Origin of the sequence: Parabacteroides sp. CT06, assembly GCF_002257605.1 — a bacterium.
Taxonomy (GTDB): domain Bacteria; phylum Bacteroidota; class Bacteroidia; order Bacteroidales; family Tannerellaceae; genus Parabacteroides; species Parabacteroides distasonis.
This window is the reverse complement of sequence record NZ_CP022754.1, coordinates 2,427,004-2,451,115: the sequence shown is the minus strand read 5'-3', so window position 1 is coordinate 2,451,115 and position 24,112 is coordinate 2,427,004. Positions and strand designations below refer to the sequence as shown.

Below are 24,112 nucleotides of genomic sequence, written 5' to 3'. Positions count from 1 at the left end.
AAAAATGTGTTGTACAATATCTTTTTTTATTTGCTCAATTATATTAATTAGCCCATCTTTGCATGCAGATAACCTAAACAATCTTTTTGCCTTAAAGACTAATACCTATTAAAAACCTATAAAGAGAGCCTTTGCGAAAAGGCTCTCTTTATGATTTTTAGGGGATTAGTAGTTCGTTTCCTCTATCTTTGAGGTGATTCTGCTAATAGCCTCATTCAGTTTGTCTTCGGGTAATATTACGTTAAAATCTCCCCAGAAACCCTCGTCGTAGTTGAAGTGGGTATCCGAGAAAACCGTGCGGGTGGGAAGGGATTCAATGCGTGAGAAGCGGTTCACATTGGCTGTATCTATCTTACAGGTAACCATTTCGAACCAAGTATGTAAAATATTTGTGTTAAAAAGTTGTCTTCTTTTTTTAATTTTAAAATGCAGATCTCCCCGGATATGGTTAATGTAGTAGGTGCCATTCCATTGCTTGTAAGATACCGTATAGGCTACTTTCTGGGGCGTGATCCGTAAATTCCGGCTTTTTCTCTCGACGAACATGCCGGCCGCTTGCTCGATATATTGGGGATTGACCTCAAAGTCCACCCTTAATAAGGCATTATTTTCCATGTCGATATATATCTGTCCCCGATAAAGCGGTTCATTGATACTCTTTCGTTGCTCGAAAGAGATGACGTTAGCAAGTCGATCATCCACTACCGTGATGTCGGTATGGGCGTATGTATAGGGTGAATCCGGGCTAGGATCCAGAAACTCCGGTAACTGTTTCATCAAGTCCAAGACAAGGCAGGAGTAGATACCCGACTTCATTTTTGTGATCAACGTGTCCTTTTCCTGCTCGTTACTAATGCGGCGCATCTTTAGTAGTTTCACTTGATCGGCCAAGGCATTGCTGTGGTAAGATGCCTTATATACCTTAAAAACAGCCTCGGTCAGTCCTACGAGTCCTTTTTTACGTTCAACGCCTTCTCTGTAAAATGTGGTAAGGTAAATCGGGTGCTGGGAATAATTGCTTCTTCTCTCGTCCAGCATCTCCTGTAATAAGCGTTTCGGATTGGTTAGACGCACGATAACTTCTTGGATGGAGATTACTTTAGGCTCTAGGGATAAGACGGTATGTTTATCTATTAACTCCCGACCATCTATCTCTTGGGGAAGATAGCCGATATGAGAGAAACGTACCTTGGATAATCGGAGTGAGTCCGGTAATTTCAATCGGAACTCTCCATTCTGGTTGGTGATGGTGCCGATAGCGGCCTCGCCGATTCCTACCGATCCGAACGCGATTGGCTCATGGGTATATTGATCCTGTAAAGAACCTTCTATCGAGAAATAGGTTTGTATGGAATCGGGAGTTACGGATGCGCTTTTAGGAGCGGAGGGACTCTCTGGCAGATAAAGCAAGAGATGGTTCTCTATCGTACGGATCGCCAGATTTTTATTACCGGTAATAGCGTATATAGCTTCTTGTATCGTATAATCTCCACCTTTTATCGATGTTGTTTGTTCATTATCGATAATCTTACTGTCGTATATAAAAAGATAGCCGGAACGTTCCGTGACGAGTCCCAGCAATTGGTAGATATTTCCTTTTGATTTAGGCAATCGTATGACCTGTCCCAGTACGTTACCATTCTGGGCATTCATAGGGATGAGAGCTACGAGTAACAGCAACCATCCTACGATCAGCTGTCTCAAGGTTCGGAAATCATCCATATATTATTTTGTTGCGTACATTTTAGTTTTAACGCCGCGCAGATCAGTTCAGCCATCGTCGCGGGTGAGTTATTATAGAAACTAACGGTCAGCCGTCTATTCTCTAAATCAGCCGTTGTCTTCAATGGCATCTTCGGATATTCCAGATTAATTACATGCAAGATATCTCCTAAGCGCTCATCCTTAAACTGGATACGGCGGGTGTAATCGGAAAATTGTTCGTTATCTTGAGTCGGAGCTACTTGTAAACGGTTGGAGAATAAGGATACGGTTTGACCGGCCTTTACCAGCGTTTGTTCTCCGTTCTTCTTGAGTGTCACTTTCACTAATCCCCGGCGAACGGCCAATTCAAAGGCGCTTTTATCCGAGCTTTTGATATTGAATGAGGTTCCCAATACCTCGATCCGGGCCTGCTCTGTCTCGATTAGGAAAGGACGTTCCTTATTCCCGCTTACATCAAAAAGGGCGTTTCCTAGTAGAGACACCTCTCTTTTTTCTCTTTGGAAATGTTCCGGATAGCTTAACTGACTGTTATCGGCCAGATAAACGATAGACCCGTCTTCCAAAGTCGTGACCAAGGTGGTGGAAGCCTCGTTATTATGCAGGGTGAGCAGAGTGGTTTCCGGTGTCCGTTCTCGTCCAAGGAAAATAGCCGTAGCTACCGATACACAGAGTATAACGATAGCGGCGGCCCATTTCATAAGTCCGATCCGGTATGGGATTTGTGTACCGGAAATTGGCTTATCCAGCAGCCCGTCTTGCTCCAAGCGAGTGTATAATTGTTCCCATGCTTGGTCTGTCTTCAATTTATTTTTTTCTATTTGATTCATAACTGTTAGGTATAATTCTCGATTTCTTTTCTTAGTGTTTGTAGTGCCTTGGTCATTTCCGCTTCTACTGTCTTTATGGACAATGAGAGGCTGGAGGCTATCTCCGCGTATTTCATTCCTTCGAAACGGTGCATCCGAAAGATCCGGAGGCGGCGTTCGGGCAATTTACCTAATGCCCGGTTGACCAAGGATTGCAATTCTTTGTACTCAAGTTGATCTTGCGGGGTATACGATTCGGATTCCGGATTCTCTCCGGCTAAAACCGTATTCCGGTATCGGTATCGTACTTCCCGATGCTCCAGATATTGTAAGGACCGGTTCCGGGTAGCTCCATAAAGGTAGTTCTTGATGGAACGTAAGATTGGAAGAGATTCTCTTTCTTTCCAGAATACATAAAACAAGTCCTGAACTATCTCCTCTGCGACTTCCTGCTCTCCTGTTATACTGGTTGCGTACAGGCAAAGAGGGGTATAATAAAGCCTGAAAATACTTTCGAATGCTTTAATATCCCCTTCCTTGATCTTTTTGAGTACGAACAAATCCATAATAATTTGGTTTCAACAGATAATTGATAATGGACAAAGATAATGATTTGTCCATATCATTGTCGATAGTATATTTACACGGTCAATTTTTATGTTGCTTCTTTAATTTATATACCGCATTCTCCAAAGACTCGGTAGGCTCGATAATGTTGTAAGCTCCCCAGAAGTTCTCGTCGGCGAAGTCCGATACCTTGTCGGATAGAGACTGATCCGCTTTAAAAGACATCCGGTAGGGGATGGAGTTATTTTGTTCTTTACCATCGGTAACGACCATCTCGGATACGATCGTGTAGTTGGTAGAGAAAAGTTTTCGTTTCCAGTCGCATTTAAAGCGAACCTCATTGCGGATATAACTCAGATAGCTCATGCCGTCACGTTCTTTGTAAGTTACGAGGAAAGCTACCTCCACGGGTTTAAATCGCAAGCCAAAAGGCTTTTTGCGGAGGATGGCCTCGGTAGCCTTATTCCGGTCATCCATGCTGAGGGCGAATTCCGCACGGCTGAAGGAAAGCCGTTCCTTATCGATATACAATTTACCGTAATATAAGGCGTAAGGCAAGATCGCTTGAGGTTGGAAACTGATTACGTAATGCGGTCGGTCGTTTAACATCACGCTTTCTTCCATACGGAAGGCGTAATAAGGTAAGATATTCGGGTCGAGCAATAAATCCGGATTCTTCACCACATCCACGTAAACGGATAGGTTAGGGCCTCCCAATAATTTCACGGCTAATGTGTCGCTAGCCTTCTCGCTCAATAATTTACGTCCTTTATAGATCTGTACCCGATCCCGTTCCACGTTCCTGTCCTTATAGGGAGTTTTGTAAACATCGATAACCGCTTCCGATATATTGATATAGCGACGGCCTTTTTGTGCGGTCTCCCGGTAGAACCCAGTAAGCATGCTACCCGTGGTAATGTAATTCTTATTTACTTTCTCAATCGCTTCCTCTACGATATATCGAGGATCTCCGGCCCGGATAATGACTTCGCTGAGCGTATTCATGTTCGGTTCGAGTAATACCGTACATTCTAATATGTCCTTATCGTTTACGGGGATCAAGCCATTCAAATATCCGATATGCGATACTTCTACTTGTCTGGCATGGAGGCCGTTTTTCACTTTGATAGAGAACTCACCGTCATTATTGGTGATCGTTCCCACGTTGGTTCCCGGAATAGAGATATTTACGTATTCCAGTTTTTTTCGTGTTTGCTTGTCTTTTACTACACCGCTGACAGTGATAAACTCATCGTCTGCGCTATCCTGTGCCTTTATAGAGGTTACACCGCAAGCCAACAGTATCATCAGGATAAATCCCATAGTTTGTTTACAGAGCGCTTTCATATTTGTATTGTTTTAATGGTAAATAATCACTTTGTACTTATATGATCGCCCAGGAAAGAAATACCCTATGGGATTTATCAAAAAAATCACACAACCTTTTGTCCGGGCTGCAAAGTCAACATTTCTTTAGGTACCGCTTTCTTGATGCTCTCTATTAAAATACCCGCTACGGTATGCCGGATAAAATCTTTACGGGTGACAAAGACGATCTCCCGTGTCGGCTTGGGAATGGCGAACGGACGTACCAATTCTTTCTGCTCTTTACTTAACTGCAGGGTAGCCAATTCCGGGATGAACGTAATACCGTTACCGCTTTCCACCATACGCATAAATGTCTCTAGGCTACCTAAACGGTAAGCGGCTTGGCGAACCTTTACCTTCTCCATCTGGCAGAAACGCATCAGCTGGTCACGGAAGCAATGTCCCTCGTCCAACAGCCACAACCGCTCGTCGTTGATATCGGCGGTACGGATCAAATCCTTTTTGAATATAGATTCGTTGTGAGCCACGTATCCGAAGAATTGCTCATAATATAATATATCTCCTTGTAAATTGGATTCAGTGGGTTGGTTCGCTATGATAGCGGCGTCGATTTCCCCGTTTTGCAGGGCGGCCATAGTGGGAGCGGTTTTCATTTCCAGCATACGGATGTCAAGATCCGTATGCTTTTCCGATAATTGCTGGAAAAAGCGAGGTAGTAAATAAGGGGCGATAGTCGGTAGCACCGCTAAGCGGAACGTACCTTTCAATGACTGTTCCTCCTCGTTCACGATATCTTTGATAAGAGAAGCCTGATAGAGGACATTTCTCGCTTGCTCAATAACCTTACGTCCGGCAGGTGTGGGGCGAACGGGTTGTAGGTTTCGATCGAACAATTTAATACCTAGTTCGTCTTCCAGCTTTTGGATCATCATACTCAATGTCGGTTGTGTCACCCTACAATGCTCTGCTGCCTTTGCGAAATGACGATAAGTATCCACCGCTAGGATATATTCGAGTTGCTGTATATTCATAGTACTTAATTTTACAAGCGTTAGAAATTAATGAAGACAAACTTACGGAAAAACGCTGGAATAATCGAATAAAAGTGGAAGAATAAAGCAGCTTAATTTGAGTATTAGGCATTTAGGGGGAAATCGGAGAAGTTGGGTGAAAAGCCAAAATACATTTGCTTATCATGGAACAGACGAATGGGCTAACTGGATGATAGATTTACACAGAAAAAATATGTAACTTTGGAGAGTTATTTACAAATGGTTTACAGTCGTATATATAATGAGCTAAAAATTAATTGATTAAAGTATATGTCAGACAGTATCGTCATTATTCCTACATACAACGAGAAGGAGAATATTGAGAATATCATTCGTGCCGTGTTCGGGCTGGAGAAAGTGTTTCATATCTTGGTGATCGATGATGGCTCTCCGGATGGGACGGCGGCTATCGTGAAGGGCTTGCAGAAGGAGTTCCCGGAGCGTCTTTTTATCGTGGAGCGTAAGGGGAAGCTGGGATTGGGTACCGCTTATATCCGGGGTTTTAAATGGGCTATCGAGCATAAATATGATTTTATTTTCGAGATGGACGCCGATTTCAGTCATAATCCCAATGACCTGCCGAAGCTATACGCCGCTTGTACCGGGCAGGGTGCCGACGTAGCCATCGGATCGAGGTATTGCAACGGGGTGAATGTGGTGAACTGGCCGTTGGGCCGTGTGTTGATGTCTTATTTCGCCTCGGTGTATGTCCGTATCGTCACGGGTATGAAGATACAGGATACGACGGCGGGCTTTAAATGTTACCGCCGTGAGGTGCTGGAGACGATCGATCTGGACCGTGTCCATTTCAAGGGATACGCCTTTCAGGTGGAGATGAAGTTTACGGCTTATAAGTGCGGCTTCAAGCTCGTGGAGGTGCCGATCATCTTTATCAACCGTGCCTTGGGTGTCTCCAAGATGAACTCTTCGATATTCGGGGAGGCTTTATTCGGCGTCCTTCAATTGAAATGGTGGAGTTTCTTCAGGAAGTATCCGAGGAAACATGCGAGCCATGCCTAATGAAAACAGAGTTTGACAATTTATAATAGAATAAGAAAGATGAATAAAATATTAATCCAAAATCCGAGAATCATCAACGAGGGCCGTTCTTTTATCGGCTCGGTGTTGGTGGAGGGGGATAAGATCGCGGCGGTGTTCGAGGGGGAGGTTCCCGGGAACGTGCGTGCCGAGGCGAACCAAGTGATCGACGCTACGGGGAAATGGTTGATACCGGGCGTCATCGATGATCAGGTGCATTTCCGGGACCCCGGGCTTACCCATAAGGGGGATATCGGGACCGAGAGCCGTGCGGCCGTGGCCGGTGGCGTGACGACCTTCATGGACATGCCGAACACGAAGCCACAGACCACGACGATCGCCGATCTGGAATGGAAATTCAACCGTGCCGCCGAGGTCTCCCGTGCGAATTACTCCTTCTTCTTCGGTGGGACAAACGATAATATGGACGAGATCCGCAGGCTGGATCGTAGCCGTGTGCCGGGACTGAAACTCTTCCTCGGCTCGTCTACGGGAAATATGCTGGTGGACAAGAAAGACTCGTTGGAGCGTATCTTCGGCGAGGCCGGTATGCTGATCGCCATCCACGCGGAGAAAGAGGAGGTGATCCGGCGTAATATCCAGTATTACACGAACCTGCATGGCGAGGATCTGGATATCTCTTTCCATAGTAAGATCCGTAGCGAGGAGGCCTGCTACCAATGCTCGGCCGAGGCGGTTGAACTGGCTACCCGCTTGGATTCCCGTTTGCATATCCTGCATCTCTCCACGGAGAAGGAATTATCGTTGCTCAGTAACCATCTTCCCTTGAGCGAGAAAAAGATAACCGGCGAGGTCTGCGTGCACCATCTGTGGTTTCATGACGGCGACTACGCCCAATTCGGTAATCGTATCAAGTGGAATCCTTCTATCAAGACGATCGAGGATCGCACGGCGCTGCGTGAGGCGGTCAATAACAATACGATCGATATCGTGGCTACCGACCATGCCCCGCATCTACCGGAGGAGAAGCAAGGCTCTTGCTTGAAGGCGGCTTCCGGAGGACCGCTTATCCAGCACTCCTTGATCACGATGTTGGAGCTGGCGATGGAAGGCCGTTTCACGTACGAGAAGGTGGTCGAGAAGATGGCGCATATGCCGGCGGAGCTGTTCCGTATCGATAGGAGGGGATACATCCGTCCCGGATACTACGCCGATATCGTATTGATCGATCCGGAGAGGACTTGGACGGTATCGAAGGAGAATATCTTGTACAAATGCGGTTGGTCTCCTTTCGAGGGCTATACGTTCCACCATGGCGTATGGAAGACTTTCGTGAATGGCGAGTTGGCCTATGGCGATGGAGTGGTGAATGACGCCGTGAGAGGTAAAGAAGTCCGTTATCTATAGTAGTAGAGACGGGGGAGATACCCCGTCTCACCCTATCTATTGGATATCGATCAGTTTATGGGTTTGCAGGCTTAGCCTCCACCGGGGATGCCGGAGGATGTAATCCACTACCTCTTTCGTATTTTGGCAGGAGCAGGGTTGCAGGAAATGGTACCGTGCGGGGATTTCGGCGTATGCGGACAGGTCTTGCCCGGTATAAACCACCTTTATCTCGTCGATCCTTTCCAATACCACCGGGGCGTTCTCCTTGGGCGAGCAAGTCACCCAGTCGATGCCGTCGGGCAAGGGGCGTGTGCCGTTCGTCTCGATACAGATCTGTTTCCCCGCCTCACGTAAGCGGGATATAAGCGCCTTGTCGATCCACAGACTAGGTTCTCCTCCCGTCAGGATCACTATCCGTGCGGGAAAGGAAGATACCTTCTCCACGATCTCCTCGTCCGTCATCATTACGCCCTCCTCGTGGCGGGTGTCGCAGAAGCTACATCTCAGGTTGCAACCGGAGAAGCGGACGAATACGGCGGGAGTCCCCGTATGGAACCCCTCGCCTTGCAAGCTGTAGAATATTTCGTTAATCTTCCTCATAGATCGCCGTGTTACCCTCAGACTCTTTTACCTCTACCTTGAAACAAGATGGGATCTGCTCGTATACCCAAAAGGCTATGTTCTCCGCCGTCGGGTTGAAAGGCAAGATATCGTTTAAGTTCTGGTGGTCCAACAGGGATTTCACCGATCTCTTGATATGACTGAAATCGACCACCATGCCATCGGCGTTTAATTCCTTGGAGCGGCAATAAACCGTGATCATCCAATTGTGACCATGTAGATTCTCACATTTGCTGGGGTAGGACAATCTCAAGCTATGGGAAGCGGAGATCTCCATACGTTTAATTACGGTATACATACGATAATAATGTTTATACGATAAATAATAATGTACCTAATGTCACCTCGGCACACAAAAAAATCCCGGATATTAATCCGGGATGCAAATATACGAAATATTTAGTTTGTTTGTACGACACTTGTCTACGATCGGTAGAGACAGGCGGTACGTCGATCGGCTATGCCTCTTGGTTCAGCGCCTTCATCGAGAACAGGAAGGTCGTTCCTTTGCCCTCGCCCTCGGACTCGAACCAAAGCTTTCCTCCATGAAGCTCCACGAAGTCCTTGCAAAGCATCAATCCCAGACCGGAGCCTTTCTCGTTCTTCGTCCCGTAGGTCGTGAAATGCGAGTCTTGTTTCAAGAGCTTGTCTTGATCCTCTTTCTTGATGCCCTTGCCGGTATCTTTCACGCTAACGGTTACGAAATCCCCCTCGGAGCGTGAGGATAAGGTGATCGTGCCCCCCTCGAAACTAAACTTCATGGCGTTAGAGATCAGGTTACGGATAATCGTCTTGAGCATATCGATATCGACCAAGCCTACCAGCTCTTTATCCAGATTTTCTAGGATAATCTTCACGCCTTTTTGCGCCGCCATCGGGACATACATCTCGGCGGTACTGTCGATGATACTGTTTATGTCGGTCTGTTGCTTATATACGTGCTGCTTGTTCAAGCGGTTCTTGGCCCATTTCAGCAGGTTGTCCAGCAAGAGGAAGATCTCCTCGGAGGTCTTGTTCATCATCTGGATCATCTCGTACACCTCGTCGCCTACCCGCTCCTTGTCCACCATCATCAAGATGGCGTTATTCATCATTTTCAACGAGCCTAGCGGGGAACGCAGGTCATGGGCGATAACGGAGTATAGCGTATCCCTAGACTCGATCGTGTTCTCCAGCTCGGCCTTGATGCGCTTGATGCTGTAAAGCTCGTAGCGGTGGGCCACCCTCTTCACCAGCTCCTCACGTTGGAAAGGCTTTGTGACGTATTCGGTGGCGCCCAATTGGTAACCTTTCACGATGCTTTGCATATCGCTTAGGGCGGACATGATAATCACGGGTATATCCGTAGTCTCGGGATTGCTTTTCAGATGCTGGAGGACCTCATATCCGTCCATCTCAGGCATCATGATATCGAGTAATATCAGATTTGGGTGTTTCTCGTTAGCTATGCGTAGTGCTTTTGTCCCGCTGTCGCAAGTCAAAAGCGTATATCCCTCTTTCTTCAGTATGGCTTGTACTAGCATGACGTTTGTAGGGACATCATCTACGATAAGAACTTTATACTCTGAGGCCAATTTATCCATTGTATCTAAATTGTGTTCTAGTTTTCTTGATATTCAAATAGTATCAATAGCGCAAAAGTATTAATTAAAGTCGACATATAACGACTATTTATCCATCTATTTTTTTATTTTTTTATCCCGCGCCTCGTTTGGCTTTTTCCCAAGCGCCTGTGCCTTTATGCTTAGCGAGATAGCTATACCCTCGTATGACATTGATATTCATGAATAAAAAGTAATAAGGAATGAATAATAGCTTGTTCCGGATGTTCCGTTTTTCCATTTTATACCCCAAGTATCCCAGCAGGTAAAACGCTAATTGCAGGGCAAGGATGACCGTGTAAAGGGTATGCCCGGTACAGGCTAGGAGAAGGTTGAGGGGCAGGAGGGCGAAGAGCACGACCGGCGTCAGCGTCCAGCGCAGTACCCGGTGGCTGATGTATTGGAAGCTCAGTATCCCGTACCGGAAGATATTCAATAATCCCCGTAGCCGCCATACCGATTGCAATCCTCCGGCCGATATGCGTACTTTACGTTTCTCCTCCTCCCGCATGTTCAGGGAGGCGCTCTCGAGGGCGTACGCCTCTTTGCTGTAGGCGATCTTGTAGCCTCTCATCGCTATGCGCAGGGAGAGGATGAAATCGTCCAGCAGGGTATCCGGGGGCATCTGCTCGAAGAGGGAGGTACGGATGGCGAAGAGCTCGCCTGCCGCTCCGACGGTGGAGTATAACCGGTAGTCCAGTCGCTTGAGGGCGGACTCGTATTTCCAGTATATGCCTTCTCCGGCGGTGGCTCCTTGCTCGGCTTGTATCTCTACCCGTTTCTCTCCGGCCACGCAGCCTACCCGCGGGTCGCTGAACTGGCGTATGATCTCCTTGATGGCTCCCTTGTTCAGCATCGTGTTGGCGTCGGTGAAGATCACGTAGGGGGTCTTCACGTAGGGGATGGCCCGGTTCAAGGCGGCTGTCTTGCCTTGTCGCCGTGGTTGGTACAGCACGGTGACCTCCGGGTACTCTTTTAATCTCTCATTCGTGTTGTCATTGCTTCCATCGGTGATCCAGACCAGTCTCAGCTTATCCGCCGGATAATCCAGTTGTCTGCAATTCACCATCTTGCTCGCCACGATCGCCTCCTCGTTGTAGGCGGCTATCAGCAACGTGGCCTCCGGCAGCGGCTCTGGAAGGCGGGGGGACCGGGGTTTTACGAACAGCTCCTTGATCTTGACCATAAGGTATAATACGATCCCATACCCCAGATAGGTATAGAAAACGATCCCGATCCCGATCCAGAAGAGGATCTCAATGACTTGACAGCTCTTTTCCATAATTCATATCCTTGTTGATTGCGATTAATCCGTTTATTAATCCCTTGCCTAGCGCCCCGATCAGCCGGAATTTCCCTTTTACGAGATAGATCGAGAGGCGTTTCGGGAAAGCCACTAGGGTTTGGTAGATGTATGCGTAAATCCTTTCATCCCTTTTATCGATCGATCGTTTGGCGAATAAAAGGCGGTTGCGGGTATGATAATAGACCTGAAGCGGACTTTGTTTCCCTACGCTCATGCTCTCCTTATGATAGACGGTGGAGGTAGCCTCGTACCAGATTTTCAGCCCGGCCCGCCTTATTTGCACGCACCAGTCCAGCTCCTCGTAGTAAAGGAAATAAAATTCCGGCATCATCCCGAACTTCTTGATATCCGTGGTCCGGATCATCATGGCCGCGCCGTGGGCGAATGCCGTATAGCGGGATTTATTGAATTGTCCCGTGTCGGTTTGACCGAATCCGATATTCTCGTTGCGGAGGGTAACCGGGCTCATCGGGGTGGAGCCTGAGTACTGTAGCTGCTTCTTCTCAGGCCAGCACGCTATCTTGGGGGAGACACATCCTATTTGCGGATTGTTGTCGAGAGCCCTTGCTAGGTTCTCTAGTATCGGTTGGTTGATGATCGTGTCGTTGTTGAGAAACAGGATATAATCACCGTCGGCGTATGGAATCCCTAGGTTGTTCCCGCCGGCGAACCCGAGGTTCTTGTCGCTGCGAATCACTATTGGCTTGGGGCTATATTTACTGAGTACATGGTGTTCGCCGTAATTTTTCGAGCCATTATCGATGATGATAATCTCATAAGGATAGGTTTCGTACCGACCGAACGACTCGATTAGGTCTACGGTATCATCCTTCCCATTGTAATTGATGGTGATGATGGATACTTTTTTAGCCATTATTTTCTTTATTTTTTATCGTTATGTCATGAGGAGTACTCTGGAAGCTGGTGTCCTTCTCCTTCACCCGGCGCAAGGAGGCTATATATCCTTTTATCAAGACGCAAAAGAGAAAAGGGAGCCTCGACAGATTCCTGTAAAGTTTCCGTGTATGCATCTTGCGGGGAATGGCCAGCGTATATGTCAAGATGCTGATTAATATCAGTCCATACCATTTCAGGGCAAGCGGGAAAGCCGTGAGACTCCATGCCAAGGCGAGGATGAGTGGGATGATCAGTTTTAATATTCTTGGGAGCGGGAACCATTGGACCGCCTTGTCTATATAATTCCAGTTGAGGGTACGGAGGTCAAGATGCCGTATGATCAAAGAGAATGCCAGCAGTTGGGCGTGGAACCAGCGGGATCTTTGCCGTGCCATGACCTCTTGGCGTGAGGTCTTCTCGTCGTACACGAGGATGTCCTCGGCGTAATCGACAAAGATATTTTCCGTGGCGAGATAGATCTCCAGCTCCTTGTCCTCGGCGAAAGTGCCGCATTGGGGCATGTGGGATTTCAGCCATCCGAAGTCGAATACCATGCCGGAGCCTATCAAGGAGGAGGAGATCCCGACATTGACCCGCCCCTTGCGGAAGATGGTGTTGTTGATCTCCTCGGAGATACCGTCCCATACCGCTATCGGCGTATTGTCGTTCTTGAGGGTACGGTGCGCTTGCAGGGCGATGTTGTCTTGCGTGATATCGTTGATCCGGGTCAGGAAATCCGTATCCGTGAGGTTGTCGGCATCGAGGATGACGACTTTATCGATTCCCTCTTTTAGGTATTCCAAGGCGTAGGTGATGGACTTATGTTTCATGCTATGCTCGAAATCCGGCGTGAGGAGCTCGATCGGGAGCTTGGCGAGCGCTTGGTTCGTCTCCTCCCGCATATGGTCCGATACCACGATCACCCGGTATTTGTCCGCCGGATAGTCTTGCAGGAGGATGCGCTCCACGGATTCCTGTATGACTTGGTCTTCCTTATAGGCGGCGAAGATGACGGCGAACTTCTGGAGCCGTATGCTCCGGTGTTTCCGGTGCCTCCTCCGAAAAAAGGACGCCAACGTAAAAAATAGGTCATAGCCTATGAAAAAGGCGATGAAAATGAATAGGGCGATATCTATGTAGATTAACAAGTGCATTCGCTTTTTTTTACAAAAGTACTTATAATTTTCAATAAGAGTTTGATTCTGCCGTTTTTTTCTCACCTAAGGAGGCCATATCTTTCCCAGCGAGCTCAGCGCCGCCGAGAGTATCAGCCCCCAGCCCAGCAGGTTCAAGGGGCCGGGCGAGGGGTGGACGAGAGCGAGAGTATCGCCCCGATAGCCGCCAGCGCTGCCTCCCGCATGTCTAGCAGGAGGGAGAGTGCCGCCAGCAGGAAGAGGCTGGCCAAGGCGAGCAGGCGGAAGTGGGGGAAAGGGGGGCGTGGGCTCCGTGGGAGTGTCGGTCGTGTCATGGGGCGGTTGTTTTTGGGGCGTGTGAGATCCTAGGTTTAGCAAGAAATCCAGCAGGCTGCGGACGAAGGCAAGTATTTGTCGTATCTTATTCATATCAATTGTTGTTTTTTAGGGATGAGTAAATCGGTTCGATCTCGTGGCAGAGCTGTACCAGCGTCTCCCGGTAGCGCTCCCGGTTGTCGCCGTTCAGCTCGCTGATGTAGGGGCTGTAGGCGATGGCCTTGGCGTAGTCGGCGGGGAAACGGCTCATGGCGGCGGCCTGCGGGTAGGAGCAGACGAGGAGGCGGGCGAAGTCGAGGTAGGAGTTGCGTGCCGAGTCGTAGCGGCGGAACAGCAGCTCGCCCCGCTTGTATCGGGCGATGACACGGCCCCCGTGCCAGAAGGCGTTGCTCGCCCCGTAGCCGGTGATGCCGAAATGGTTGTTGGCCTCACGGGCTAGGCGGGAGGTGCCCCAGCCGCTTTCTAGGGCGGCTTGGGCAAGGAGGATGATGGGGTTTAGGTGGAAGCGGGCGCCGGCGGACTGGGCGTCGGCAAGGTGGGTGGAGATATAGGCTTGTTTCATGATATATACGATGAATTATGGTTTGATTTTTCTTGGAAAATTAATATTAAATTACTATCTTTGAATAAGTTAATAAATAAACAGCATCAGTATGGAAAAGCGGGAGACCGGTGTCGGCGCCTATTATTTTTGTGATATAGCGATGAGTTATTTTCCCTTATTGTCGAAGAAGAAAGCCTCGGATAAGCTGTCCCGGTGGATACGTGTCAGCGGGAAGTTGATGGAGCGGCTGGAGGAGTGCGGATGGCATCCCCGCCAACGGATCTTATCGCCCCGCCAGCGGGAGTGCATCGTGTCGCACCTAGGGGAGCCCTGATTTAGATTTCGTCGGGGGATTCGCTGTCGCTTCCTCCCGGGGCGGGTGCGTCGGGCACGATCTTCTCGAACTTGACGAGGCTGGTGACGCTCTTTAGCGTCACGCTCGGACGGAAGACGATCCGAGGACGTTTGATAAGGGAGGCGTTGAAGTCGGACTCCAGCTTGGTGCCCTTGCTGCCGATCACGGCTTGGAAGTGGCCGAGATCGCCTAGCTGGACGGTCTCCCCTTTCTGGAGGCGTTGCTTGAGGATGTAGAGGAGGCCGTCTACCACGACGTGCACGTCGCCCCGGGAGGCGGTGCTGCGGTCGGCGATCTGGTCGCACAGCTCCTCGAAATCGCAGGTGCCGGTGGACTTGTTCACGGCGTAATACAACTTGGAGTCGGCGGCGGCTCCCTTGGTCATGTCTTTTCGTAAGACTAATCGGTACTTGATCGGCATAATGTCTGGTGTTTTTTTGATTACGTTGTAAAGGTACGACATGCCGCCGGTGGGATTCCGGTTAACGGGGACGAAGGGGGGCGAGGTCGGGTGAATGGGGGTAAAGAGTTGGATTTAGGGGGGATAATGCTTGTTTGTCAAGAAAAATAACCGTATGTTTGCCTTATCAAAATTCGATTGACATGAAAAATTTACGGTATGAAAGAGAAAGACAAGCGGCGAGACGTGAGAGGTGAGTCCCGTGAACGGGCGAAGTGCCAGCGTGAGACGTTGGGCAAATATTTTTATGATTTGTCAAAACTGACGTTCACGGCGTTGGTGCTGGGAGGGGCGTTGACCTTCTTCCAAGGGTATGAGTTCAATGCTACGGTAATAGGGATGGTCGTTTTCGGAGTCGCTGTTTCGCTGGCATTGGTCTGGTTTGGTAATAGAATCTTAAAATGAGATAATTATGAATGCGGGATTATTTATCTGGGGAACTTTAGCCTTCATTTCCATAGGCTTGGTTATTTGGTCGTACACGCCATCCGGCAAGCGTTGGTTGGATAGCATGAAATAAAAGGACTATCGTGTTTCCGGTCCGAACACTACTGTGTTTGGCTTCGGATACTACTGTGTTGGCCTCCCGACACAATAGTGTTCGGTGCCAAGCACAGTAGTGTTTTTTTGTGGGCGGCTGATGGTTGGCGGGTCAGCCCTCCACCCGCCTCACGCTCTGGCTTCCCAGCGCCCTCCCGATCCGGTCGCTCAAGGCGAAACAATCCCTCAGTTCCTTCAGGCATGTCGCCCGCTCATCGGTCGAGGTAGCGGAGCGGAGGTGTGCGGCCGTGCGTTGTAGCCGGTCGTGTATGAAAGGCTCGGCGTAGAGGAAGAGCTGGCGTTCGGCCTCGTCGGGCAAAAGTTCGTCGGGGAGCCTTTCCGGCGGTCCCTCCTCCGGGTAGGAGGAACGGAGGGAGAGGATGAGGGCGGAGAGAGACTCGTCCGTGATCCCGTCCGGATGGCCGCTTCCCGAGAGGAGAGCCAGCAGGTCGAGATGGGCGGGTTCCGTCAGGGGCATCCCGCCGGCGGACAACTCGGAGGCGACCCATGCCGGGAGGGAGATACCGCTACCATCCCCGGCGTAGAACATCCGGTCGTGGTTGGCGAGGCAGAAACGCAGCAAGGCCCTTTCCCGGAGGCGTGCGGGAGGGAGGCCCGTCACTACTTCCGCCGGCCCTGTCCGGACAGGCTCGCCGGGAGAGGCGGACAACTCCTCACGCAATACGTCGAGGGGGATACCCGTAGCCTTGGAGAGTTCCTCCACCCGCTGGTACACGGCCAGCGGAGAGCCTACGAGACGGATCTCCCCGAGCACCTCCCGTATCCCCCCGGCGTCGGGTCCGCCTTTCCGCCCCGCCGCCTTCCGGATGCGGTGGCTCAGGTAATCCACCGCCTCTGTCCGCACGAGCCTGCGCAGCGCCTCGGCCCCTTGCCGGCGGAACATCTCGTCCGGGTCCATGCCACCGGGCAGGGGAAGGAGGCCCACCTCGCATCCCTGTGCCAGCAAGAGACGGGCGGAGCGGAGGGTGGCGGCCTGTCCCGCCGGGTCCGGGTCGAGGGCGAGCGTGACGTGCCCCGTCAGCCTCCGTATCATCCGCACGTGATCCTCGGTGAGCGCCGTGCCGCAAAGCCCGGCGGCGTGACGGATACCGGCGGCGTGGAAGGCGATCACGTCCTTGTAACCCTCGCACAGCAGCACGTCGCCCTCGGTGCGGACGGCCCTCACCGCCTCGTACAGGCCGTAGAGGATACGTCCCTTGTTGTACGCCTCGCTGTTGTCGGAGTTGACGTATTTGGCTGTTCCCGCCCCCTCCGTTCCCCGGTACCGCCCGGCGAAGCCCGCTATCTGTCCCCCGGTGGTCCTTACCGGGAAGACAAGCCGCCTCCGGAAGCGCCTGAAGCCCTCGGGGGCGTCGGGCGGGCAGATACCTACCCCGAAGTGGGAAAAGGCTTCACGGAGCGCCCTGCGGTCTTCTTCGCCGTTCTCGTCCTTACCAGTTATCCCCTCGGCGGGATCGTAGGGAAGGAGGGAGCGGGCGAAGTCCTCGTTGCCGCGTAAGATCGCCTGTCGTGCCTCGTGCCGTCCGGCCTCCTCCGTGCCCCGTTCCTCCTCCACCTCGATGCCATACTTGCGGGCCAGCAGCCGCACGGCCTCCTCGAAGCCGCATCCCTCCATGTGGCGCACGAGGCGTATGGGGTCCGCTGCCTCGCCGCAACTGAAGCATTTTCCGATATTGAGCGCCGGGCTGATCCGGAACGAGGGGTGACGCTCGTCGTGGAAAGGGCAGAGCGCCACGAGACCCTTGCCGGAACGCCGTAGTGTGAGGTACCCGGCCGCTACCTCGTCGATGCGGGCGGTTTCCCGTACCCGCAGTAAAGTGTCATGCGTGATCATCCGAACAGGTCTTTATCCAGTTCTGCTTTCGCCGGTCTGCGGTCGTTCGGCACCGGCGTGCGGTCATCGGTGAACCGGGTTACCCCCTTGTTGTGGCAGAAACGCACCTCCCCGGACTCCCCGTGCCGGTTCTTGGCGATCGAGAGGGTACCCCGGCCCTCGGTGGAGAGACGGGTCTCCGGGTCCTCGTCGATGTTCATCACGGAGAGGCGGCGGAGGAAGAATACCGTATCGGCGTCTTGCTCGATGGAGCCGGAGTCACGCAGGTCGGACAGCATGTTCTTCAGCGTGGGTCTCGCCTCGCAATTCCGGTTCAGCTGGCTCAGCAGCACGACGGGGATGTCGTTCTCCTTGGCGATCAGCTTTAGCTGCCGGGTGATGGCCGATATCTGGTCGTTCGTGCTCTTGCGGTCCTCGGAAGGCGAGAGCATCAGTTGGAGGTAGTCCACGATCACCATCTCGCACCGCCCCTGCTTCCGCCGGAGCGAGATCTGGTAACGCAGGTCGGCCACGCTCAGGTCCGTGCGCTCGTCGATCCATATCGGCAGTCGCTCCAGCTCGTCGGAGGCCCTTTGTATCCTCTTCATCTCGGGGGCGGAGAGGGTCCCTTTCAGGATCTTGGAGGGCTCTATGTCCGCTATGCATCCCAGCAGCCTGAACACCAGCTGCTCCTTCGACATCTCTAGGCTGTAGAGGCAGACCGGGTGCCCGTTCCTCGCTGCGTTCAGCGCCATGAAGAGGGCGAAGGCCGTCTTGCCTACCCGGGGGCGTGCGGCGATCACGTTGAGCGTGCCCGGCATCATGCCGCCCGTCATCCGGTCCAATCCCTCCAGGCCGGTATGTATGCCCGGCGTGCGTCCTTCCGTCACCCTGCGTTGTATCTCCAGCATGCGCTCCTTGGCCAGCAGGGTGGCTTCCTTCATGCCTACGCTGTTCGTGGCGTGCGAGAGCCGTTCCATCAGCCGGCCCACGTGCGAGTCCATCTCCTTCAGCAAGGCCTCCGTGTCACGATCCGGCCGTGAGGCTTTCAAGGCCGAGTCGTAGCAGCTCAGCATGAACTGCCTCGCTACGTAGGCCTCCCGCAGGTGGCGTGCGTGGGTAGGCATGTACTCGTCGCCGGTTTCCAGATACCGTCCGCCCAGCGCCAGCTGGTACAGGTCGGTGGCCAGCGTCTCCTTATCGGGCGCTATCCTCCGCAGCTCCTTCTCCACGGAGAGAGCGTCGGCGCTCTCCCCCCGGTTGTAGATGTTCAGGTACGCCTCGAAGGCCATCGCCACTTGCGGTAGCGTGAACATCTCCGGCAGCAGTTGCGCCGCCAGCGTGGGCATATGCCGGTGGGAGGCCATAAGCCCCGATAAGATCGCTTTCTCGATCTCCTGCTCCTGCGGGAGGGCGAGGCCGTCGGGCAGTGTCGCCGGGCGGTCGCTCTTGTTTTTGCTCGTGTTTGCCATGCTTTACTCCTGTTCTTGTTTGTCGTTATCTTTCTGTATCTTCTCCTCCTTGATGAAGAGGGACTTGTAGAAGGGTACCTTGACGGCGAGGCCGTTTCCTGCCTTGATCTTATGGATCATGTTTTCCTCGGCCAGCTCGTTCAGCGCTTTCCTCGCCGCGTATAAGGAACATCCCAATGCCCTGGCCATGGTCGTGATATGGATGATGCACTGCCCCTCGTAGATAGATACCCGCTTGCCGCCAGCGTATCGATAGTTGTAAGGCTTGTTGGCTAGTTTACCGAAAATGTATATGAACACGCCGATCTTAAGGCGTGTCTTGTTCTTCGGATAGTAATCTTGCAGTAATAGGTCGATAAATAACCTCGGAAAACGTGTGTAACCTCCACTTTTTAACTCTTTGACGCTAACTGTCTGTTTCATTGTACTTTGTATTGTTTTGAATGGTGAAAATAAAGAATCGAACCTAGTTTCGAACCCCCGATCGAATGGGGGGTTTAAGGATTAACAATCTGTTAAATAGTGGTTTGTCTTGAATAGGTATCTATTTTTCGAATGCCCTTTTTAACGTCATTTCGCACTATATAAGATATAAATAGGTATTTATAATAAAAATAAAAGAATAGAAAACGAAACGTTTCCTTCTTTTTTTGAATTAATAATTATTTATTTTGTATCTCATTAAATCAACTTATTTGTATTTCCTACTTTCTTTACAAAGGTAAGGTTATGTTTTGGTTTATGCAAGCATTATTATTGGTTAATTATTTTGTTTTATAACATGGTATAATTTTTTCTAATGTAGGTTTAAATGATTAATTTGATTGTTTATTATGACTAGATTGGGGTGGGTAATCTTTTGCTTAAAAATGAATTTATTATCTTTAAAAAATTATGTTTGTTATAGAGACGGGGTATATCCCGTCTCTTATTATATGATAATGTTACTTATTTAATTAAATTAGATTCCTCGTCTTGATACTTTTCTTGTTTGGTGAAAAGCTGGTGTATGTTCCTTAACGCTTTGTATACCCTTACTTTTAGGCTATTGAGCAAGGAGCCGTCTTGACCCACCGTTCCGTACCCTGTGACGGCCCTCGCCTTGCGATCGTGAATGAATACGATCTTACCTACTTCTCTTAGATGCATGGCTAATGTACCGTCTTCTCCTCTTTTTATATCTACCCGAATCCCGATTCTCCGGGCCGGCTCTGTATGATAGGCGAAAACGAGCCCTCTTACGCTTAGTTCCGGGCGCTTGAATGATAGAAAGTATAGATAGATATCCCGTGACAACTCGTAGAAGAACAGGTCGAGCCTTGAGTGTCGCTCATCCGGGATATAGCTCCATGAGGAGCAGCAGGCTACGTTTCCCGGAATCCGCAAATGATCTACTAGGATCTGGACGTATAGGGGAGGGTACATGGTATCTGCGTCGATATTGATATGGTACCTGCCTCGTGCGTGGTCTAGTCCGCATTGGCGGGCATATCCACAACTATGTCGTTTTTCCAAATAATGCGGGAGGCCTACGAGACGGAATATCTCACCGGTCCTATCGGATGAATCATTGTTTACGCCGATGATCTCCACGGGATATTCGCATCTCATCTCACTCAGCGCCCATAGGCAAGGCAATAAATGCCTCTCCTCATTGTAAGCTATGACGGATACGGTAACCACGGGCTCGTCGCTTTGTACCTTCGCTAGTTTTTGCTTGATTTCTTGAATGATCCCCTCCTGGACGTTGTCTAGGGGTTGATTGTATATGGATATGTATTTTTTTGCCCATTTCATGATAATTATCGTTTTAATAGCATCTTCTCCAAAGACCTTACGGCCTTGTATCCGAATATCTTGATGAATAATGTCCGTGTACGGTAGTAGGCGAAAGCCTTATGCGAAAACCATGAGTTTTGGTAATGATGAATCGCATGGGTCTCAGGGGTGAGGAATACCTCTCTCGAATCGAATACCTTAGGCGAGAAGTATTCCTTGGGCAAGACATAGACAGCCTCTCCTAGGTCTTTTTTCTTCAGATCGTCGATATTGCTACCGCTGGGCATGTTTATGACGGGCTTTAGACGGAGTATGGTCTCGTTCAGGATCTCCGGTAGCATACGGATATCATAACTTCCGTCTTCACGTATGAAATTTCGTCCTTCATAATAATCCAAGCAGCATTTGATCCAGTCACAACCTTTTTCGGCTCCTAATATGGCCGCCTCAATCGTACCGGAAGTTTCCGCCCCGACGAAATAGGGCAGCTCAAGAAAGTTATCGAGGCTCTTCAGTATCTCCACGTCTGAGTCTAAGTAGATTCCTCCATGGTGGTAAAGAGCGTACAACCGGATGTAATCGGCGGCGAACGCATATTTCTTGGTGTTGAACGCTTGCTCTACCCATGGGACTTCGTGGATGTTAAAACGTTTCGTGTCCCATAAAATGATCTCGTAGCTAGGAAGGTGTTTTTTCCAGCTATCAAGGCAGTCTTGTATTTTCCGTGGATATGGATCACCACTTAACCAACAGAGATGTATGATTTTAGGAATCATGGCTTATTCTATTTTTTGTTTTCTATATCAATTTCACTTAATACTTTACTCATTTGGCTCTCCCACGAAAGCGATAGGACGGACTCCCTGATCTGGCAGGGAGATAGCGTTTGCCCCCTATGAAATTCCAGGATAGCGGGAATCTCGATCGGGCTTTCATCTGCTTTGGCTTTCAGTATATAAGGCTTTCCCTCGAAATCACTGTCCATCTCGGAGTAAATGAAAGGGAGCCCTCTTGCTGCGTACTCTCTGTTTTTCAGTGTTTTGATGTGGGTGATGCCGCTTCTATGGCGTGCGAGGCTCCCTATGCCCATATCGGCCTGTTCGAAGAGCTCATCCAATTCTTCCCCGTGTCTCATCCCGTGTAGGATCACATATCTCTCTAAGTTATATTTCTTGATGAGTGGGAGAATATCGTTCTCTTCCCGTTTCGCCGCGAAATTGCCGACGATGTGGAAATATACATTATATCCGGAGTTTGCTTGGTAATAATTGACTAAGCCTTTTACTAGGCGGTCGAAGCCATGCCAGTAATGGATTTCCGCCACCCCGATCAAGTGGAGCTCATGGCTCGTGTCGTTTATGTGTTTCTTTAGCTTGATTTGTTTGAAGTCTATCCCGTTCGATATTTGTATGGTACGGCTACCGAATATTGTTTGGTAATCGGAAAAGGTGATGACCCCGCTTAACCGCTTAGCTAACGTATGGCGGAAGCATTTGTCGATAAGCAGCGTTGCCTTACGGGAGAAACCGATATATTCTTGATCATAGGGGTATGTAGGTATCTCCATGACCACTTTCACGTGGTTTTTACGCATCTGCCATACCATGTGGAGCGTGAAAGGGTTCGCGTTATTGTCTGAGCGCATATAGACGAGGTCGATACCTTCTTTCCTGACGTATTCCACTATAGAGGAATACTCGATTCTTTTAAGGATCTTGCCTTTTATGCCAGTTCCGTAATCCCGTAAAATCTCGGAGTCGATCATGCGTAGTTTCCTGCCAGCTGGTTCTCGCATGTAGCAAAGCCTTGTATCCACTCCGCATGCCTGTAAAGCGTCTACTTGATATTGTATCTTCTTGCTGATCCCGTTCGCCGGGTTAAATCCATGGAATATAAGGAATAGGGCTTTCATCTTTTTATCTTTGATTTTAGGAAGTTAATTATGTTATATACGCCACTCAATTGAATATATATGCAGGAGATGAGAACGGCAATAACCGCTTTTATGAACAAGTTTGCCAGCTCCGGTAATATAATGGATGATTGGTGGATAGACCATAGGCATACTATCAATATACCCACGAGCGGAGCCGGGGAAATAAGTTGTCTGATTAAAGACGCTAGGCTGCGTTTTAGCGTCACTTTATACATCCATACATAACATTGTATGAAATTGATGGCGAAGGTCGCACATATACACCATGCGACAGCTTCGAGGCTCTTGAATATGAATATGCCAGCGAGGATGCCTGATACGTTCAATAGGGCTGAGAATACGCCACATATGAACAGGCTTTTCGTATCGTTGGCTGCTTGGTAGATGGAGCCGGAGGTGGACAGGATGATCTGTATGCCTACGGATAAGGATAGGATCTGAAATACGGGAACGGATGGCAGCCATTGGTCTCCGAATAGGATGAGCGTAATCTCCTTGGCGCAAAACCATAATAATACTGATAATGGGAACCCGATGAATGCTAGGATGCGGATGACTTTCTCGTAGGAGAGGGCTAATTTAAGCGGATCATCTTGAAAATTGGAGAAGACGGGATGCATGACTGGTGATATGACATGTGTTATGTTTTGCAACGGGAGCATCATCAAGCGGTACGACTTCTCGTAATATCCTAAGGAATTCATACTCATATACTTTCCTATTAATAATTTATCAAGGTTTCTGCTGAAGTAATTTATCACATTAAACATGAATTGATATGCGGAATAACTGAATATCTCATGAATGGATTTTGATCCAAATGTGTATTTTAATTTCTGGGGCTTTTTTCTTATGGAAATAATGAATATAAGGATGCTTGAGAATATAGGATTGATAATTAAGGCATATAATCCAGCTCCTGATATAGCTGCTAAGATTGCTATGATTCCTCCAATGCATTGAACAAATAAACTCCTGTATGCTATAAATTTAAATTCTTTGTCCTTGAATAATAGTGCGTTTGGAACGATGTTGGCTGAGGCAAAGAATAAGTTGAAAGATAATAAATGACATATGGATAGCAATGAACTCTGTTTGTAAAATAAGGAGATTGGCCATGATGACAAGAAGAATAAAATGGAGATCCCTATCCCGGTCCATAGTGTAAAAGAGAATATATCGTTAAGTTTATCCTCTGTTAAATGCTTGTTTTGAATGATAGCTGGAGCGATCCCTAAATCACTGAAAATACTGAAAAATGAAATGATGACGGTGGCGATCGCTACGACCCCGAATTCCTCTGGATCGATCAGCCGGGCCAGTACACCTGCCACGGCTAAAGAAATGATGATTCCTGAGTATTTTGATATAGCTGTATAGATTATTCCAGATGCCAACTCTTTTTGTATTGATGCCATATTTTTCTAGTAG

General features: G+C 49.4%; 24 protein-coding genes. 4 read left to right on the top strand and 20 right to left on the bottom strand.

Features of this window, described 5'->3' with window-relative positions:
* Window positions 1-165: 165 nt before the first annotated feature.
* The 5 genes from CI960_RS10710 to CI960_RS10690 all read right to left on the bottom strand — a co-directional run bounded on the left by CI960_RS10710 (window position 166) and on the right by CI960_RS10690 (window position 5,458).
* Window positions 166-1,722, bottom strand: coding sequence for an STN and carboxypeptidase regulatory-like domain-containing protein (locus CI960_RS10710; RefSeq protein WP_005856509.1), 1,557 nt, complete (start codon window positions 1,720-1,722; stop codon window positions 166-168).
* Window positions 1,701-2,552 (bottom strand): FecR family protein, encoded by an 852-nt coding sequence (locus tag CI960_RS10705; RefSeq protein ID WP_005856511.1) that lies wholly within the window; start codon window positions 2,550-2,552, stop codon window positions 1,701-1,703. Before CI960_RS10705 ends, CI960_RS10710 begins: the two co-directional genes overlap by 22 nt.
* A 5-nt stretch (window positions 2,553-2,557) precedes the next feature.
* Window positions 2,558-3,097, bottom strand: a complete 540-nt coding sequence (locus CI960_RS10700; RefSeq protein ID WP_005856513.1) for an RNA polymerase sigma-70 factor — start codon at window positions 3,095-3,097, stop codon at window positions 2,558-2,560.
* Window positions 3,098-3,179: 82 nt separating this feature from the next.
* Window positions 3,180-4,445 carry a carboxypeptidase-like regulatory domain-containing protein gene (locus tag CI960_RS10695; RefSeq protein WP_005856515.1) on the bottom strand — a complete coding sequence of 422 codons (1,266 nt, stop codon included), beginning with the start codon at window positions 4,443-4,445 and terminating at the stop codon, window positions 3,180-3,182.
* A gap of 86 nt (window positions 4,446-4,531) precedes the next feature.
* Entirely contained in the window at window positions 4,532-5,458 is a 927-nt protein-coding gene (locus CI960_RS10690) for a hydrogen peroxide-inducible genes activator (RefSeq protein ID WP_005856517.1), read from the bottom strand.
* A 291-nt stretch (window positions 5,459-5,749) separates the two neighbouring features.
* Between CI960_RS10690 and CI960_RS10685 the strand changes: the two genes are divergently transcribed.
* Together CI960_RS10685 and CI960_RS10680 are read left to right on the top strand one after the other, a co-directional pair.
* On the top strand, window positions 5,750-6,499 hold the full coding sequence (locus CI960_RS10685) for a polyprenol monophosphomannose synthase (protein WP_005856519.1): 750 nt from the start codon (window positions 5,750-5,752) through the stop codon (window positions 6,497-6,499).
* Between the two features lie 39 nt (window positions 6,500-6,538).
* Complete coding sequence (locus CI960_RS10680; protein WP_005856521.1) at window positions 6,539-7,885, top strand: dihydroorotase; 1,347 nt, start codon at window positions 6,539-6,541, stop codon at window positions 7,883-7,885.
* Window positions 7,886-7,921: 36 nt separating this feature from the next.
* Here the strand turns inward: CI960_RS10680 and CI960_RS10675 are convergent, their stop codons facing one another.
* From CI960_RS10675 to CI960_RS10640, 7 genes are all read right to left on the bottom strand, one after another.
* Entirely contained in the window at window positions 7,922-8,467 is a 546-nt protein-coding gene (locus tag CI960_RS10675) for a radical SAM protein (RefSeq protein WP_005856523.1), read from the bottom strand.
* Window positions 8,454-8,786, bottom strand: coding sequence for a 6-carboxytetrahydropterin synthase (locus tag CI960_RS10670; protein WP_005856525.1), 333 nt, complete (start codon window positions 8,784-8,786; stop codon window positions 8,454-8,456). The genes CI960_RS10675 and CI960_RS10670 overlap by 14 nt, the downstream gene beginning before the upstream one ends.
* A 160-nt stretch (window positions 8,787-8,946) precedes the next feature.
* Complete coding sequence (locus CI960_RS10665; RefSeq protein ID WP_005856527.1) at window positions 8,947-10,071, bottom strand: hybrid sensor histidine kinase/response regulator; 1,125 nt, start codon at window positions 10,069-10,071, stop codon at window positions 8,947-8,949.
* Between the two features lie 112 nt (window positions 10,072-10,183).
* Complete coding sequence (locus CI960_RS10660) at window positions 10,184-11,371, bottom strand: glycosyltransferase family 2 protein (protein WP_005856528.1); 1,188 nt, start codon at window positions 11,369-11,371, stop codon at window positions 10,184-10,186.
* Window positions 11,346-12,269 (bottom strand): glycosyltransferase family 2 protein, encoded by a 924-nt coding sequence (locus CI960_RS10655; RefSeq protein ID WP_005856530.1) that lies wholly within the window; start codon window positions 12,267-12,269, stop codon window positions 11,346-11,348. The genes CI960_RS10660 and CI960_RS10655 overlap by 26 nt, the downstream gene beginning before the upstream one ends.
* Window positions 12,262-13,446 (bottom strand): glycosyltransferase family 2 protein, encoded by a 1,185-nt coding sequence (locus CI960_RS10650; RefSeq protein ID WP_005856532.1) that lies wholly within the window; start codon window positions 13,444-13,446, stop codon window positions 12,262-12,264. Before CI960_RS10650 ends, CI960_RS10655 begins: the two co-directional genes overlap by 8 nt.
* A gap of 409 nt (window positions 13,447-13,855) precedes the next feature.
* The gene (locus tag CI960_RS10640; protein ID WP_005856537.1) at window positions 13,856-14,323 is read right to left on the bottom strand and encodes a glucosaminidase domain-containing protein; all 468 of its coding nucleotides are present in this window, start codon (window positions 14,321-14,323) and stop codon (window positions 13,856-13,858) included.
* A 91-nt stretch (window positions 14,324-14,414) separates the two neighbouring features.
* On the opposite strand from CI960_RS10640, the gene CI960_RS10635 reads away from it, so the two are divergent.
* The gene (locus tag CI960_RS10635) at window positions 14,415-14,639 is read left to right on the top strand and encodes a DUF4248 domain-containing protein (protein ID WP_005856539.1); all 225 of its coding nucleotides are present in this window, start codon (window positions 14,415-14,417) and stop codon (window positions 14,637-14,639) included.
* 1 nt (window position 14,640) lies between these two features.
* On the opposite strand, the gene CI960_RS10630 is transcribed toward CI960_RS10635, so the two are convergent.
* Window positions 14,641-15,081: an HU family DNA-binding protein gene (locus tag CI960_RS10630; protein ID WP_005856541.1), complete on the bottom strand. Its 441-nt coding sequence runs from the start codon at window positions 15,079-15,081 to the stop codon at window positions 14,641-14,643.
* A 198-nt stretch (window positions 15,082-15,279) separates the two neighbouring features.
* Here CI960_RS10630 and CI960_RS10625 point away from each other — a divergent pair, with 198 nt between their 5' ends.
* Window positions 15,280-15,525 (top strand): DUF6722 family protein, encoded by a 246-nt coding sequence (locus tag CI960_RS10625; protein ID WP_005856543.1) that lies wholly within the window; start codon window positions 15,280-15,282, stop codon window positions 15,523-15,525.
* A gap of 247 nt (window positions 15,526-15,772) precedes the next feature.
* On the opposite strand, the gene CI960_RS10620 is transcribed toward CI960_RS10625, so the two are convergent.
* The 7 genes from CI960_RS10620 to CI960_RS10590 all read right to left on the bottom strand — a co-directional run bounded on the left by CI960_RS10620 (window position 15,773) and on the right by CI960_RS10590 (window position 24,099).
* Entirely contained in the window at window positions 15,773-17,515 is a 1,743-nt protein-coding gene (locus CI960_RS10620) for a DNA primase (RefSeq protein ID WP_005856547.1), read from the bottom strand.
* Window positions 17,512-18,966: a DnaB-like helicase C-terminal domain-containing protein gene (locus tag CI960_RS10615; protein WP_005856549.1), complete on the bottom strand. Its 1,455-nt coding sequence runs from the start codon at window positions 18,964-18,966 to the stop codon at window positions 17,512-17,514. Before CI960_RS10615 ends, CI960_RS10620 begins: the two co-directional genes overlap by 4 nt.
* 3 nt (window positions 18,967-18,969) lie before the next feature.
* A complete protein-coding gene (locus CI960_RS10610; RefSeq protein ID WP_005856551.1) occupies window positions 18,970-19,389 on the bottom strand; it encodes a hypothetical protein in 420 nt (139 codons plus the stop codon).
* Between the two features lie 525 nt (window positions 19,390-19,914).
* A complete protein-coding gene (locus CI960_RS10605) occupies window positions 19,915-20,763 on the bottom strand; it encodes a glycosyltransferase family A protein (RefSeq protein WP_005856553.1) in 849 nt (282 codons plus the stop codon).
* 5 nt (window positions 20,764-20,768) lie between these two features.
* Window positions 20,769-21,521, bottom strand: a complete 753-nt coding sequence (locus tag CI960_RS10600) for a glycosyltransferase family 32 protein (RefSeq protein ID WP_005856556.1) — start codon at window positions 21,519-21,521, stop codon at window positions 20,769-20,771.
* A gap of 8 nt (window positions 21,522-21,529) precedes the next feature.
* Window positions 21,530-22,657 carry a glycosyltransferase family 1 protein gene (locus CI960_RS10595; protein ID WP_005856558.1) on the bottom strand — a complete coding sequence of 376 codons (1,128 nt, stop codon included), beginning with the start codon at window positions 22,655-22,657 and terminating at the stop codon, window positions 21,530-21,532.
* Complete coding sequence (locus CI960_RS10590) at window positions 22,654-24,099, bottom strand: lipopolysaccharide biosynthesis protein (RefSeq protein WP_005856560.1); 1,446 nt, start codon at window positions 24,097-24,099, stop codon at window positions 22,654-22,656. Before CI960_RS10590 ends, CI960_RS10595 begins: the two co-directional genes overlap by 4 nt.
* Window positions 24,100-24,112 lie beyond the last annotated feature (13 nt).

Excerpts from the sequence above, each read along its gene's own strand:
- CI960_RS10615 (WP_005856549.1), bottom strand. The coding sequence starts at position 18,966 with ATGGCAAACACGAGCAAAAACAAGAGCGACCGCCCGGCGACACTGCCC.
- CI960_RS10655 (WP_005856530.1), bottom strand. The coding sequence starts at position 12,269 with ATGGCTAAAAAAGTATCCATCATCACCATCAATTACAATGGGAAGGAT.
- CI960_RS10710 (WP_005856509.1), bottom strand. The coding sequence starts at position 1,722 with ATGGATGATTTCCGAACCTTGAGACAGCTGATCGTAGGATGGTTGCTG.
- CI960_RS10620 (WP_005856547.1), bottom strand. The coding sequence starts at position 17,515 with ATGATCACGCATGACACTTTACTGCGGGTACGGGAAACCGCCCGCATC.
- CI960_RS10610 (WP_005856551.1), bottom strand. The coding sequence starts at position 19,389 with ATGAAACAGACAGTTAGCGTCAAAGAGTTAAAAAGTGGAGGTTACACA.
- CI960_RS10625 (WP_005856543.1), top strand. The coding sequence starts at position 15,280 with ATGAAAGAGAAAGACAAGCGGCGAGACGTGAGAGGTGAGTCCCGTGAA.
- CI960_RS10590 (WP_005856560.1), bottom strand. The coding sequence starts at position 24,099 with ATGGCATCAATACAAAAAGAGTTGGCATCTGGAATAATCTATACAGCT.
- CI960_RS10665 (WP_005856527.1), bottom strand. The coding sequence starts at position 10,071 with ATGGATAAATTGGCCTCAGAGTATAAAGTTCTTATCGTAGATGATGTC.
- CI960_RS10705 (WP_005856511.1), bottom strand. The coding sequence starts at position 2,552 with ATGAATCAAATAGAAAAAAATAAATTGAAGACAGACCAAGCATGGGAA.
- CI960_RS10605 (WP_005856553.1), bottom strand. The coding sequence starts at position 20,763 with ATGAAATGGGCAAAAAAATACATATCCATATACAATCAACCCCTAGAC.
- CI960_RS10670 (WP_005856525.1), bottom strand. The coding sequence starts at position 8,786 with ATGTATACCGTAATTAAACGTATGGAGATCTCCGCTTCCCATAGCTTG.
- CI960_RS10600 (WP_005856556.1), bottom strand. The coding sequence starts at position 21,521 with ATGATTCCTAAAATCATACATCTCTGTTGGTTAAGTGGTGATCCATAT.
- CI960_RS10685 (WP_005856519.1), top strand. The coding sequence starts at position 5,750 with ATGTCAGACAGTATCGTCATTATTCCTACATACAACGAGAAGGAGAAT.
- CI960_RS10650 (WP_005856532.1), bottom strand. The coding sequence starts at position 13,446 with ATGCACTTGTTAATCTACATAGATATCGCCCTATTCATTTTCATCGCC.
- CI960_RS10690 (WP_005856517.1), bottom strand. The coding sequence starts at position 5,458 with ATGAATATACAGCAACTCGAATATATCCTAGCGGTGGATACTTATCGT.
- CI960_RS10635 (WP_005856539.1), top strand. The coding sequence starts at position 14,415 with ATGGAAAAGCGGGAGACCGGTGTCGGCGCCTATTATTTTTGTGATATA.
- CI960_RS10640 (WP_005856537.1), bottom strand. The coding sequence starts at position 14,323 with ATGAAACAAGCCTATATCTCCACCCACCTTGCCGACGCCCAGTCCGCC.
- CI960_RS10595 (WP_005856558.1), bottom strand. The coding sequence starts at position 22,657 with ATGAAAGCCCTATTCCTTATATTCCATGGATTTAACCCGGCGAACGGG.
- CI960_RS10700 (WP_005856513.1), bottom strand. The coding sequence starts at position 3,097 with ATGGATTTGTTCGTACTCAAAAAGATCAAGGAAGGGGATATTAAAGCA.
- CI960_RS10630 (WP_005856541.1), bottom strand. The coding sequence starts at position 15,081 with ATGCCGATCAAGTACCGATTAGTCTTACGAAAAGACATGACCAAGGGA.
- CI960_RS10660 (WP_005856528.1), bottom strand. The coding sequence starts at position 11,371 with ATGGAAAAGAGCTGTCAAGTCATTGAGATCCTCTTCTGGATCGGGATC.
- CI960_RS10680 (WP_005856521.1), top strand. The coding sequence starts at position 6,539 with ATGAATAAAATATTAATCCAAAATCCGAGAATCATCAACGAGGGCCGT.
- CI960_RS10675 (WP_005856523.1), bottom strand. The coding sequence starts at position 8,467 with ATGAGGAAGATTAACGAAATATTCTACAGCTTGCAAGGCGAGGGGTTC.
- CI960_RS10695 (WP_005856515.1), bottom strand. The coding sequence starts at position 4,445 with ATGAAAGCGCTCTGTAAACAAACTATGGGATTTATCCTGATGATACTG.